The sequence below is a fragment of the Stenotrophomonas sp. a6 genome (assembly GCF_030913325.1).
Classification (GTDB): Bacteria; Pseudomonadota; Gammaproteobacteria; order Xanthomonadales; family Xanthomonadaceae; genus Stenotrophomonas; species Stenotrophomonas maltophilia.
The window spans coordinates 4,458,351-4,471,785 of sequence record NZ_CP133161.1 but is presented as its reverse complement, the minus strand read 5'-3'; the positions used below and the strand labels follow the sequence as shown (position 1 = coordinate 4,471,785).

Here is a 13,435-nt window from a genome sequence, read left to right as displayed (position 1 = left end):
CCTTTCCACGTGAAAGGGCTCCGACCCCACCCACGGCGCCAAAGAAAAACCCCGCCGAGGCGGGGTTTTTCATGCGTCGCTGACAGGACTCAGTGCGTCCACTGCGGCATCGGCATCGCATCGACCGGGATCGGCGAATTGGCGTCGTCGTGGCCGCGCTCGCGCTTGCTGCGCAGATCGTTCTCGATCTGGTAGTTGCGACGCTGCATCCATGCATCGCGCACCAGCGAGTACTCGTCCACGGCAGTGTCACGCAGGTCGTCGATCGCCAGCAGCTGCGCGCGGGTATCGACCAGCTGCAGGCCCTGCAGGCCGATGCGGACCTTGTCCTCTTCGATACGGCGGATCGGCGACAGCGGAATGTCGCCGGCCAGGCCGAACACGTCGCGCACGGTACGCGGGCCGAAGAACGGCAGTTCCACGTAGCGCGAACGACGCCAGCCCCAGGCACCCAGGGTCTGGCCGAAGTCCTCATTGCGGCGCGGCACCATCGCCTTGCTGGCCGGATCGAACAGGCCACCGATGCCCAGCGTGCTGTTCATCAGGAAGCGGCCGAGGCTGTCCCATGCATCGGCACCGCGGCCCTGCAGCAGCTGGTTGGTGATGGTCACCGGCGCGCGCAGGTTGCTGAAGAAGTTGCTGACGCCGGTGCGGGCGAAGCGCGGCACCACGTGGGTATAGGCGGTGGCCAGCGGACGCGCGACGCCGCGGTCGACCGCGTTGTTGAACTTGTGCACCTTGCGGTTGAACGGTTCCCACGGATCGTAGGCCGCTGCGTTGGTGGTGTTGCCGGCACCGCCATAGAGGGCATCGAAGTCGTCATCCCCACCGGGCGCGGTGGCGGCTGAGGTCTTCGCCGCGCTGCCGTCGCCGCTGTCGGTGGGCGCAGCCGGCGACGATGCGGCAGCAGCCGGCGGATTGGCCACCGGCGCGACCGGAGCAGCGTCAGCCGTGCCGGCATCGGTGGCCGCGACGGCGGGCGAGGTGGAAGAACTGGCCGGGACCACGGTGCTGGCTGCCGGTGCATCGCTGCGCGCGGGCTTGCCGGCACAGGCGGTGAGGGCGGTGGCCAGGACGATCAGGGGGAGAGTGCGCACGACGTTCATGTCAGCTCGCAGCAGAAGTAGCGTTGAAATCCAGGTTGGGCGACAGCCGGTAGGCCGCGCTCAGTTCGTTGTAGCCAGCCGGCGCGCCGGTGATCACCAGCGGATGGCCGGCCTTGCGCGCACGTGCCGCCAGCTCGGCCAGCAGGGCCAGGCCGGCGCTGTCCACGCGTTCGACCTCAGCCAGATCCAGCCGTGCCAGCTTTGCCGGCAGGGCCTGCAGCTGCGGCCATAGCGCGATCACCGCAGCGCGGTCGAGCACCCCGCGCAGGCGCAGGGTGTCGCCTTCCAGCAGCGCCAGTGCGTTACTTGCCATTGCCCGCGGGCCCGGCCTGCATGCTGCCGCTGTGCAGCTCGCTGGCCACCTGCTTGATGCCCTTCTGGCGCAGCGGGGTGTCGAACTGGTTGCGGAACGTCTGCACGTAGGAGATGCCTTCGATGTTGACGTCGAAGATCTTCCACTGGCCGTTCACGTTGCGCATCCAGTACTCGACCGGGGTCGGCTCGCTGCCGGCACGCACCAGCTCGGTGCTCACGCGCACGCCGCGGTTGCCCGGCAGCGGGCTTTCACCCTTCAGGCGGAAGCTCGGCTTGCCCTGGATGTTGAGCAGGGTCGAACCGTAGCGCTGCATGAGGCTGTCGGCCATGGCATCGGCGAACAGCTTGATGTCGGCATCCGAGGCACCACGGGCGTGCGGGCCCAGCACCAGGCGCGCGGCATAGTCGCGGTCGAAGGTGCGGTTCAGTTCGCTGTCAATGTAGTTGCGCAGGCTGGCCGGGTTGCTGCCGAATTCGCTCCTTCGCTGCTGCAGGGTGGTAAGGATGCGCGTGCTGGCATCGATCACCACCTTGCCGGCCTGGCCCTGCGCCGCGGCAGCGGCGGGGGCGGGGGCGGCGGCCTGGGCCTGGGCGAGGAACGGAGTAGCCACCAGCAGCGCCGAGGCGAGCAGGGCCGGGATCAGTTTCATCTTCATGGTTGCGGTTCCGTTGCAGGCGCCTGCGCGCCATCGTTGGGCTTCTGAGCAGCGCCGCCACCGGCGCCGCCACTGAACATGTACTTGCCGACCAGCTGGATCAGGTCAACCGCCGGCTGGGTGAAGACAATTTCGTCGCCGGCCTTCAGCACGTCCGGATCACCGCCCGGCTGCAGTCCGATATAGCTCTCGCCGAGCAAACCACTGGTGAAGATGCCGGCCGAGGTGTCCGCCGGCAGGTCCTTGACCTTGCTGTCCATGCGCAGGGTCACGATCGATTCGAACTTCACCGGGTCCAGGTCGATGGAGGCGACCTGGCCAACGGTGACGCCGCCGATCTTCACCGGCGCCTGCTTGCGCAGCTGGCCGACCTGGGAGAAGCGCGCCTTCAGCTCGTAGCCCTGGCTGCCCCAGCTCCAGCGCTGGTTGGTCGAGGCCACGGCCAGCACCATCAGCGAGGCCAGGGCCAGCAGCAGGAAAGCGCCGACGGAGAATTCGAGTCTGGGACCGCGGATGGCCATGTGGATTACCTGATCGAGTCGTTGTGGCCGCGCGCATGCGCACCGCCGGTGGAGGGGTTAGGTGAACAACATTGCCGACAGCACGAAGTTGAACATCAGCACCAGCAGCGAGGCGTTGACCACCGCACGGGTGGTCGCCACCGAGGTACCCTCGATGGTCGGCTCGGCATGGAAACCAACATAGGCGGCGACCAGCGCGGCAGTGCCGCCGAAGATCGCCGACTTCAGCATCGCCACGCCGAAGTCGTCCCAGAAGTCCACGCTGTTGCGCAGCGCCGACCAGAACACGCCATTGTCCAGGCCCAGCACGTGTACCGCTTCGAAGTAGCTGGCACTGATCGCGAGCGAACAGAAGATGCCGGTCAGCAGCGGCACGGTCAGCACCGCCGCCCAGAAGCGCGGCGCCACCGCCTTGGCCACCGGGTCGATCGCCATCAGCTCCAGCGCCTTGATCTGGTCGGTGGCACGCATCAGGCCCAGTTCGGCGGCGATCGAGCTGCCGGCGCGGCCGATGAACAGCAGCGCGGTCAGCACCGGTGCCAACTCGCGGTACAGCGACAGGCCGAGCAAAGTCGACAGCGCGTCGGCCGCGCCGAAGGTGGTCAGCGTGCGGTAGCCCTGCAGGGTCAGCACCAGGCCGACGAAGGCACCGCCGACGGCGATGATCGGCAGCGAGCGCGCGCCGATCTTGTAGATCTCGCGGGTCAGCTCGGCCAGGAAATCACGCGTGGGCAGCGAACCGCGCAGCACGGTCAGCGAGAACAGGCCGGCGCGGCCAAGCGAGCGGGTGGCTTGGACGAACGGCATCAGGCAACCCTCGCGCGTGGCGCGGCATCGAACGGGATGGGGCCATCGGGCTGGCCGTGCAGGAACTGCCGCAGCAGCGGGTCCTGGCTGGACTGCAGTGCCTCGGGCGTGCCCTGGAACACGATGCCGCCATTGGCGATCGCAATCACCTGGTCGCAGATCGGCAGGGTCTCGTGCACGTGGTGGCTGACGATGATGCTGGTCAGGCCCAGGCTGTGGTTGAGGCGCTGGATCAGGCTCATGATCACCCCCGAGGCGATCGGGTCCAGCCCGGTCAGCGGCTCGTCGTAGATCATCAGCGGCGGGTCCAGCGCCAGTGCACGGGCCAGCGCCACGCGGCGCGCCATGCCACCGGACAGCTCGCGCGGCCAGGCATCGGCGGCGGCCAGCAGGCCCACCGCATGCAGCTTCATCTGCACCAGCCGGCGCAGCACGGCGGTCGGCAGGCGGGTGTGCGTTCGCAGCGGCAGGGCGACGTTCTCGGCCACGGTGAGGTCGGTCAGCAGGCCGTTGCCCTGCAGCAGTACGCCCACGCTCTTGCGCATTTCCAGCAGCGCGCCGCTGTCATGCGGAATCGGCTTGCCGAACAGGGTGACCTCGCCGGCGACCGGGCGCAGTTCGCCGGTCAGCGCCGCCAGCAGGGTCGACTTGCCGCTGCCGGAGGGGCCGAGCACGGCGGTGATGCTGCCCTGCGGCACCTGCAGCGACACGTCACGCAGGATCGTGCGTCCGCTCCGGTCGATGCGGACGTTGGACAACTGCACCAGACTGGAGGTGGAAGCCGACATGGGCACCATTAACGTTTTTTAGACATCGAAGGATCGGGCCAGCCGGCTGAACATAAGCAGACTGGACGGTGCAGTATTGTTGCACGGCAGGGCGTGGCGCAGGCCGGGACAATCGGCCGGCAGCCCGGAACAATCCGTACCGTCGATGGGCCGACCATTGAATACTGCCTGCCGTCCTGCACACTGTGCATGATGAGTGACCCAGGCAGCGATTTCCGCCTCTACCATTCCAACTCGCTGGACGTGCTGGCCGCGCTGCTGGCGCGCAACGTGCGTGCGCCGGTGCCAGGCCAGCCGTTGCTGGCGCCGGAAGTGGTGTTGATCCCGCAGGTGGCGATGCGCCGCTGGCTGCAAGCGACACTGGCCGCCGAATTCGGTGTCGCCGCCAACCTCGAATTCCTCACCCCGGGCGAGTTCGTGGCCCGCGCGCTGAAGGCCAACGTCAGCGGCGAGCAGGACGATCTGGACGCGGCCGGCCTGCACTGGAAGCTGTACCAGGCCCTGCGCGACCCGACATTGCTGGCGCAGCCACCGATGCGTGCGCTGCAGTCCTATCTTGCCGGCGGTGACGCATTGAAACCCTGGGCGCTGGCCGGCGAGCTGGCCTCGGTATTCGAGAAGTACCAGGCGTGGCGCCGTGACTGGCTGCTGCGTTGGGCAGCCGGTGCCGATCCTGCCGACCCGCAGGCGATCCTGTGGCGCACCATCACCCAGGGCCACGACTACCGCGCGCGCCGCATCCAGGAATACCTGGACCGTTTCGAAGGTGCCGGCCAACCGCTGCCGAAGGGCTTGCCACCGCGCATGTCTGCGTTCGCAACGCTCAACATCTCGCCCGACGTGCTGCGGGTGATGGCCACCCAGGCGCGGGTGGGCGAGCTGCATTTCTATATGCCTACCCCGGTGCAGTCGTACTGGGGCGACCTGCAGACGCTGGCCGAGCGCCTGCGCAGCGGCGCACCGGACCCCTTCGGCGAAGCGGCCGGCGAGAACCGCCTGCTGGAAGCCTGGGGTGCGGCCGGGCGCGACTTCATGGCGGTGCTGGGTAGTTACGAGGTGGTGCATCCGGCCGGCGAGATCGCTGCCTATTCCGATCCGGAGGAGGACACCCGCCCGATCCTGGACGAAGGCGGCCTGTCCGACAGCCTGCTGCATCGCCTGCAGCGTGACCTGTTCCACCGCCGCGCGCTGCCCTCGGGCGAGCTGCGCGACGGCCTGCGCAGCGACGACCCCAGCCTGCAGGTGCATGCCTGCCATACCCGCCTGCGCGAGCTGCAGGTGCTGCACGACCAGCTGCGCAGCCTGCTGCAGGACCCGCGCTTCGACCCGCCGCTGCAGGCACGCGAGATCGCGGTGCTGGCGCCGGACATCGATCCCTATGTGCCGTACCTGGAAGCGGTGTTCGGCGGTCGCGGCGGCGAGGAGGAACACATTCCGTATGCGCTGGCCGACAGCAGTCCGCTGGCCGGCGAGCCGTTGGCCGATGTGTTCGTGCACCTGCTGGGCCTGCCGGTCTCGCGCTTTGGCTTGAACGAAGTGCTGGACCTGCTGGCCAGCGCGCCGCTGGCCGAGGCGGCCGGGCTGGAAGCGGTGGACTTCGACCGCCTGCATGGCTGGCTGCAACAGGCCGGTGCACGCTGGGGCCTGGATGCGAAACACCGCAACCAGCACCAGGCACCGGCCGACGACGCCTACACCTGGCAGTTCGCGCTGGATCGCCTGGTACTCGGCCACGCCACCGGCAGCGAGGCCGACCTGGCCGGCGTGGCGCCGTGGATCGAACTGGAAGGCGGTGCGCTGGACGCGCTGGACCGGCTGCTGCGCCTGCTGCGCGTGCTGGCCATCTACCAGCGCCGACTGGGCGAGCTGCTGACCCCGGCGCAGTGGCGGCAACGCCTGCTGTCGCTGCTGGATGCACTGCTGCCCACCGCGCCCAGTTCCCCCAACAGCCAGCGCGCGCTGGAGCGCCTGCGCAAGCTGCTCAACCAGTTCGCCGAAGATGCCGCCAAGGCCGGCTTCGAGGAAGGCGTGCCGCCGGAGGTGGTGCGCGCGCACTTCGCCGGCGCGCTGGGCGAGGCCGATACGCGCGCACCGCTGCTGACCGGTGGCATCAGTTTCGGCCGCATGGTGCCGATGCGCCTGCTGCCGTTCCGGGTGATCTGCGTGCTCGGCCTCAATGATGGCGATTTCCCGCGCCGTGACCCCGCTGCCGGTCTCAACCAACTCACTGCCGAGCTGGATACGCCGCGCCGCCGTCCGGGCGACCGCTCCACCCGCGAGGATGACCGCTTCCTGTTCCTGCAGCTGTTCGCCGCGGCGCAGGAGGTGTTCTATCTCAGCTATCTCGGCGCCGATCCGCGCGATGGCAGCGTGCGCGAGCCGTCGGTGCTGGTCAGCGAACTGATCGATGCCGCCGCCGCGTATCACCTCGATCCGCCTGCGGCGGTCCGCGACTTCACCGTGCGCCACGCACTGCAGCCGTTCTCACCGGCGGCGTTCGGCGATGGCGATCCGCGTCGCTTCAGCTATCGCCGCCAGTGGCATCCGGCCGCCGGTCGCCTCACCGGCCAGCGCGGTGGCCTGCAGCCGTGGTTCGATGCACCGTTGCCGCCGCCGGCCGACGATGCGGTGGAAAACGAGGTCGCGCTCGATACCCTGCGCCGCTTCCTGTGCGACCCGGCCGGGCAGTTCCTCGCACAGTCGCTGGGCCTGCGCCTGGCCGACGAGGTCGAGGAGGTGGATGACCTGGAACCGCTGGTGCTGTCTTCGCGCGGGCCGGAAAAGCGCAGCGTGCAGGCGGCGGTAGTGCGCGCCACGCTCAGCGGCGATACCGAGCCGTTGTACCCACGCCTGCGCGCGCGTGGCCTGCTGCCGTCGGGTCCATTGGGCGAGCGTCAGTTCGAGGTGGAGCAGTTGAAGACACGCCCATATGCCAGTGCGCTGCTGGGCTGGATGCAGGGCGAACCACTGGAAAGCCGTCGCTACGAAGTGGACATCGATGGCGTGCGCCTGCATGGCCGCGTGGCCGATCGGCATCCCGAAGGGCTGGTGCGCCTGCGTGCCGGCACGCTCAATGGCAATGCAGTGATCCGCCACGGCCTGGACTGGCTGCTGGCGAACGCTGCGGGCGATGCGCTGCCGCTTGTGCAGTTCCATGATGGTGGCGACGCCGGTCCCGGCCCGCATGTACTGCCGGCACTGAGCGTTCCCGCTGCACGTGCGGCGCTGCGTGCGCTGCTGCAGTTGCGCCAGCGTGGCCTGCGCGAGCCGCTGCGCTTTGCCCCGTACACCGGCTGGGTGCTGTACAACGCGCCAGCAGAAAAGCAGCGCAGCGAAGGCTGGAAGCAGTGGCACGGCAGCGACCGCAGCTGGGGTGAATCCAGCAGCGACGCCTGGCAGCTGCTGCTGCGGGGGGCCGACCCGTTCGCTACTGAGGCCAGCTACGCTGACCTGCTGCACAACAGCCAGCTGGTCTTCAGCGCGGTGCGCGAAGGCCGCGCTCTCGGCACCGAAGCACGCCAGGAGGGCAACGCATGAACATCGCCATCGCCGAAGACGGCCTCGCATCCCTCAGCCGCGATCCCTATCTGGCGCTGTCGCTGGAGGGCATCCGGCTGATCGAAGCCAGCGCCGGCACCGGCAAGACCTTCACCCTGGCCACGTTGTTCACCCGCCTGGTGGTGGAGCAGGGCCTGCGCATCGGCCAGATCCTGGCGGTGACCTTCACCGATGCCGCCACCCAGGAACTGCGCAAGCGCATCCGCGAGCGCCTGGCGCTGGCCGCGCGCCTGGTCGACCTGGAAGCGGCCGACGGTGAAGCACCGGAGGTACGATTGACGCGCGACGTGCTGCAACGCCATCTGCAGGGCGGCACCGAGAGCGCCGCCGCACTGAAACGCCGCCTGCAGGTGGCCGCAGACGAGATCGACCTGGCGTCCATCTTCACCATTCATGGTTTCTGTACCCGCGTGCTGCGCGAGCATGCGCTGGAAAGCGGCCACACCTTTGATCCGCCGGAACTGCTGGCCAGCGACCGTGAACTGCTGGAGGAGCTCGCGGCCGATCTGTGGCGCGTGCATGCCAACGACCCGGCCACGCTGGAGCCGCTGACCTGGCTGTGGTCCAGCCCCGACGCGCTGGCCGCCGATCTGCGCGCGCTGCTGGGCACACCGCCGCTGCATCCGCTGCCACGGCCGGCGGCGCTGGCCGATCCACGCCCGGCATTGCAGAGCGCGGCGGAAGCCCTGTCCGCAAGCGTGCGCGAGCATGGCGAGCAGTTCTTCATCGACCTCTGCGATGCCGTCGACAACAAGTGGCTCAACGGCGTGTCATACAAGCTGGGCTGGCTGCACCCGCTGGGCCGGCAGCTGCTGGCCTGGGCCGAGCGCGCCGACCCGCGCGAGCTGCTGGCCAGCGATCGCCTGCCGGCACTGCTGCCGGAGGTGCTGGCCGACAAGACCAACAAGAAATTCCCTGATCGCACGCCGTCGTCGCCATTGCAGGCGCCGTTGGCGCGCTATGTTGCGCTGCTGGCCGAACGCGATGCCTGGCTGCGTGGCACCGCGCTGGATTTCCTGCACACGCTTCGCGCCGAAGCCACGCAGCGCCTGCAGGCGCTGAAGCGTACGCGCCGGGTACAGACCTACGACGATCTGATTGATGGCGTAGCGCTCGCACTGGAAGGCCCGCAGCGGCTGACGCTGGTCAGGCAACTGCGTGCGCAGTACCGCATCGCGCTGGTCGATGAGTTCCAGGACACCGACGATCGCCAGTGGGGCATCTTCCACACCGTGTTCGGTGATTCGCCGGAGGTGCGCGAACTCGGCCTGGCGCCGGCGCTGTTCCTGATCGGCGACCCCAAGCAGGCGATCTACGGTTTCCGCGGTGGCGACATCCACACCTACCTGAAGGCCAAGCAGGTGGCGCAGCAGGCGCCGGTGCTGGACCAGAACTTCCGCTCGCGACCGTCTGTGTTGCGCGCGTTGCAGGCGCTGTACGACAACGGTGGCGAAGACGCCTTCCTCGAACGCGACATCCGGTTCGAGCGGGTGCGGCCCGGTGGCGTGCGCAGCGATGCGGACTACCTGCGCGACGGCCAGGCCGCCAAGGCACTCACCCTGCGCGTGCTGCGCAGTGGCGGCGACAAGGCGATGAGCGCCGATGCCTCGCGCGATGCGGCGACCCAGGCCTGCGTGGCCGCGATTCACCAGATCCTGGTCGATGCGCGCGCGGGCAATGCCGTGTTGCGTGGGCGACCGGTGCAGCCCGGTGATATCGCGGTGCTGGTGCGCTCGCATCGCGAGGCCACCCTGGTACAGCGCGCGCTGGCCGCGGTCGGCATTCCCGCGGTGGCGGCCGGCAAGCAGAGCCTGTTTGCCACTGCTGAAGCCCGCGATCTTCGTGCGCTGCTGCTGGCACTGCTGCAACCGGCCGACGAAGGCCGCCTGCGTGCAGCGCTGGCCACCGTGCTGCTTGGCCAGCGGGCCAGCGCGATCGCGGCAATGGAACGCGAAGGTGACCTGCAACGCGGGTTCCAGGCACAGCTGCTGCATTGGCGCGAGCGCTGGCAGCGCGGCGGACCGTTCGCAGTGATTGCCGATGTCTGTGCCGCACAGGGTGAACGCCTGCTGGCGCTGATCGATGGCGAGCGCCGCCTGACCAATTACCTGCAGCTGGGTGAACTGCTGCAGGAGGCCTCGGCGCAGGCGCTGGGCATGCATGGCCTGCTGGACTGGCTGCAGGGGCAAATGGCCAGTGCCGACCAGGATGACGAGCAGCAGCTCCTGCGCCTGGAGTCGGATGCGCGCCGCGTGCAGATCATCACCCTGCACAAGAGCAAGGGCCTGGAGTATCCGCTGGTGTTCCTGCCCTTCGTCGGCATCGACGGCGGCGCGCCGAACACCGCCTCGCACTGCACCGTGCACGTTGGCGGCCAGCGCCAGCTGCACTGGAAGCTGGACAAGGACGAGGCCTGGGAAGCGGCCAACGCGCAGCGTGAGCGCGAGCAGCGTGCCGAGGATGCGCGCCTGCTCTATGTGGGACTGACCCGCGCCGAGCATGCGCTGTGGATCGCCGTGGGTGATCTGGCCGGGCTCGGCAGGACGCGTCTGGCGCCACTGCTGGGTGACCTGCAGGCGCTGCGCGCGCACGCCGATGTGCATATTGATGACAGCGAGGCACCGGCCGCGCTGCCGCAGCTGGCGGCCGAAGTGGAAGGCGACCTGCCGGCGGTGCGTGCTCTGACCCGGCGCGTGCCGCATGACTGGTGGGTGTACAGCTTCACCCAGCTGGCGCATGCCGATGCGGGCGCTGGCAGTGATATTGAAGCCGCCGCCACCGAGCTGCCGGCACCGGCCGCCGATGAACCGGCCGGCCCGGAGCTGCCGCTGGAACCGGCGCTGCCCGAACCCACCGCCGTCGTCGAAGACAGCGCGCCGATCGACCCGCGCTTCATGGGCAGCCGCTTCGGCAACGTGCTGCACGAGGCGATGGAGAACGTCGACTTTGCTGCCTGGGGTGACTGGAAGCCGGGCCGGGAAGCGCCCGAGGGACAGGCCGATGTACTGCGCAAGGCGCTGCACGACGAAGGCTATGCCGACGTCGACCTGGACGATGGCGTGGCCGTGCTGGTGCCGCTGGTCGGCCACACGCTCACCGTGCCGCTGCCCGAAGGCGGCGCGCTGCACAGCCTGGGTGAAGGTGAGCGTCGCGCGGAAATCGACTTCCATTTCGCCATCGAGCCGACCACGGTGCCGGCGCTGCTGCAGGTGCTGCATGCCCACGGTGTTTCCAGTGGTCGTCGAGGCTTCGGCCAGCGCCGCCGCCTGGAAGGGCTGATGACCGGCATGATCGACCTGACCTACGTGCGCGACGGGCGCTGGTACGTGCTCGACTACAAATCCAATCGTCTGCCCGGCTACAGCCAGGACCTGCTGGCCATCGCCATGCGCCACAGCGAGTACGACCTGCAGGCGCTGATCTATACCGTGGCCCTGCATCGCTGGCTGCGCTTCCGCCTGGGCGCGGCCTACGACTACGAGCGTGACATGGGCGGCATCCGCTACCTGTTCTGCCGCGGCCTCGATGGCACCGGCAACGGTGTGCATGTGGACCGCTTCCCGCTGGCGCTGGTGGATGCACTGGATGCGTTGTTCGCCGGTGGCGAACAGGCCCAGGCCGAACTGGCCGCACGTGCCCGTGGGGCCAGCGCATGAGCCTGCTGAAGGAACTGCACCAGAAGGGCCTGCTGCGCACCCTCGACCACGCGTTGGCGACCAGCCTGATGCGGCTGCGCGGCGACACGCCGGAGAGCGTGGCGCTGGCGGCGGCGCTGGCCTCGCTGGCGGTGGCGCAGGGCCACGCCGGCTTCGATCCGGCGCAGCCGCAGCGCCTGCTGGAAGGGGTGCCCGAGTGGCCCGCCGCGCAGGACTGGCTGGCACAACTGCGCGCATCGCCTTGGGTGGCTATACCCGAGCAGGCCGACGCCATCGCCGAGGATGCGCCGCTGGTGCTGGAGAACGGCCTGCTCTACCTGCGCCGCTACCGCGAGTACGAACGGCAGCTGGCCGCCGGGCTGCAGCGCATCGGCCGGCATCCGCTGCCGGCACCGGACATGGCAGCGCTGGCACCGTTGTTCGCGCAGCTGTTCCCGCAGGCATCGGGCAGCGAGGATCACCAGGCCCGTGCCGCCGGCGTGACCCTGCGCCATCCGCTGGCGCTGGTGACTGGCGGCCCCGGCACCGGCAAGACCACCACCATCGCGCGCCTGTTGCTGCTGCTGGCGGCGCAGGCCCGGCACGCCGGCCAGCCGCTGCCCGAAGTGGCGCTGGCCGCGCCTACCGGACGCGCCGCCGAGCGCATGGCCGAGAGCCTGCGTCTGGCCGTGCAGCGCCTGCAGGAGAACGGCGTGGACCCGGCGCTGTGCGCGGCATTGCCCAGTACCGGCACCACCCTGCATCGCCTGCTCGGCGTGATCCCGGATTCGCCGCGCTTCCGCCACCACGCCGACAACCCGCTGCCGGTGGACGTGGTGGTGGTCGACGAAGCCTCGATGATCGATCTGCCGATGATGGCCAAGCTGGTCGACGCGATCGCCAGCGGCACCCGCCTGATCCTGCTTGGCGACCCCGATCAGTTGCCCTCGGTCGAAGCCGGTGATGTGCTCAGCGCGATCCTGCGCGCCAGCGGTGATGGCATCGGCACCCGCGCCGATGATGCGCAGGCACTGCAGGGTCTGTTGGCACCGGCCACGTTGCAGCCGCAGGCCACGCCGCGCGCCTTCGCCGGCCGCCGCGTGCAGCTGCAACGTGGTTACCGGCAGAGCGATGCGCTGGACCTGGCACCGCTGGCGCATGCCGTGCGCGAGGGCGACAGCGGTACCGCGCTGCAGCTGCTGCGCAGTGGTGAACTGGCCGGCGTGCATTTCCACGAAGGCGAAGCCGATCCACTGCGCGGCCAGCGCGAGCACCTGCTGGGCCATTGGCGTGCGTTGGCCGACGCCGCCGATCCGGTGCTTGCCCTGCAGCAGGCCGGGCGACTGCGCGTGCTGACCGCGCTGCGCGAAGGCCCGCAGGGTGCGCGCGGGCTCAACAGCCGCATCGAACAGCTGCTGGCTGGCAACACCCCGGGATACTTCCAGGGCCGCCTGCTGCTGGTCACCGAGAACAGCTACCGGCACCGCCTGTTCAACGGCGATATCGGCATCTGCCTGCGCGATGGCAGTGGCGCGATGGTGGCCTGGTTCCCCGGCGACACGGTCGAGCAGCCGCGCGCCTTCCACCCGGCCGCACTGCCCGCGCACGAAAGCGCCTTCGCGATGACCGTGCACAAGGCGCAGGGCTCGGAGTTCGATGAAGTGTGGCTGCAGCTGCCGCGCCAGGACAGCCGCGTGCTGTCGCGCGAACTGGTCTACACCGGCCTGACCCGCGCCCGCCAAGTGCTGCATGTGGCGGGCAGCGCAGAGGTGCTGCAGGCCGCATTGAAACGCCACGCCAGCCGATTGGGTGGCCTGGCCTGGCGGCTGGGTACGGAAGCGGTGGCCGAAGCACCGGTGCGCATCGAACAGCCCACGATGCAGGGCCAGTTGTTCTGAATCGGGGTCGGATCCCGTTCCCATCGGGAACGGGCTCTGACCCCTTCACCTGATCGCCAGGCAGAAGCAGTCGAGCATGGCTCGACTTTACAACAGCGTACTTCGATCATTCCGACGTTCATCCACGCATGCCGGGATCTACCGTGTCGAC

General features: G+C 69.1%; 8 protein-coding genes and 1 pseudogene. 3 read left to right on the top strand and 6 right to left on the bottom strand.

What is annotated here, in order from left to right:
* Positions 1 to 89: 89 nt before the first annotated feature.
* The 6 genes and pseudogenes from Q9Q79_RS20395 to Q9Q79_RS20370 form a co-directional block, all read right to left on the bottom strand.
* Entirely contained in the window at positions 90 to 1,106 is a 1,017-nt protein-coding gene (locus Q9Q79_RS20395; RefSeq protein WP_005414957.1) for a VacJ family lipoprotein, read from the bottom strand.
* 1 nt (position 1,107) lies between these two features.
* Positions 1,108 to 1,419: an STAS domain-containing protein gene (locus tag Q9Q79_RS20390; RefSeq protein WP_005414956.1), complete on the bottom strand. Its 312-nt coding sequence runs from the start codon at positions 1,417 to 1,419 to the stop codon at positions 1,108 to 1,110.
* Positions 1,409 to 2,077 carry an ABC transporter substrate-binding protein gene (locus Q9Q79_RS20385; protein WP_043035322.1) on the bottom strand — a complete coding sequence of 223 codons (669 nt, stop codon included), beginning with the start codon at positions 2,075 to 2,077 and terminating at the stop codon, positions 1,409 to 1,411. Before Q9Q79_RS20385 ends, Q9Q79_RS20390 begins: the two co-directional genes overlap by 11 nt.
* A 56-nt stretch (positions 2,078 to 2,133) precedes the next feature.
* A pseudogene (gene mlaD / locus Q9Q79_RS20380) lies at positions 2,134 to 2,598 on the bottom strand (outer membrane lipid asymmetry maintenance protein MlaD); the annotation flags it as partial.
* 57 nt (positions 2,599 to 2,655) lie between these two features.
* On the bottom strand, positions 2,656 to 3,405 hold the full coding sequence (locus Q9Q79_RS20375; RefSeq protein ID WP_005414955.1) for an MlaE family lipid ABC transporter permease subunit: 750 nt from the start codon (positions 3,403 to 3,405) through the stop codon (positions 2,656 to 2,658).
* A complete protein-coding gene (locus tag Q9Q79_RS20370; protein WP_201863872.1) occupies positions 3,405 to 4,193 on the bottom strand; it encodes an ATP-binding cassette domain-containing protein in 789 nt (262 codons plus the stop codon). The genes Q9Q79_RS20375 and Q9Q79_RS20370 overlap by 1 nt, the downstream gene beginning before the upstream one ends.
* 189 nt (positions 4,194 to 4,382) lie before the next feature.
* Here Q9Q79_RS20370 and recC point away from each other — a divergent pair, with 189 nt between their 5' ends.
* The 3 genes from recC to recD are packed head-to-tail and all read left to right on the top strand — an operon-like array spanning position 4,383 to position 13,284.
* Entirely contained in the window at positions 4,383 to 7,730 is a 3,348-nt protein-coding gene (gene recC / locus Q9Q79_RS20365) for an exodeoxyribonuclease V subunit gamma (RefSeq protein ID WP_043035323.1), read from the top strand.
* Positions 7,727 to 11,407: an exodeoxyribonuclease V subunit beta gene (gene recB, locus Q9Q79_RS20360; protein WP_201863861.1), complete on the top strand. Its 3,681-nt coding sequence runs from the start codon at positions 7,727 to 7,729 to the stop codon at positions 11,405 to 11,407. The genes recC and recB overlap by 4 nt, the downstream gene beginning before the upstream one ends.
* Positions 11,404 to 13,284: an exodeoxyribonuclease V subunit alpha gene (gene recD / locus Q9Q79_RS20355; protein WP_012481672.1), complete on the top strand. Its 1,881-nt coding sequence runs from the start codon at positions 11,404 to 11,406 to the stop codon at positions 13,282 to 13,284. Before recB ends, recD begins: the two co-directional genes overlap by 4 nt.
* The last annotated feature ends 151 nt before the right edge of the window (positions 13,285 to 13,435 follow it).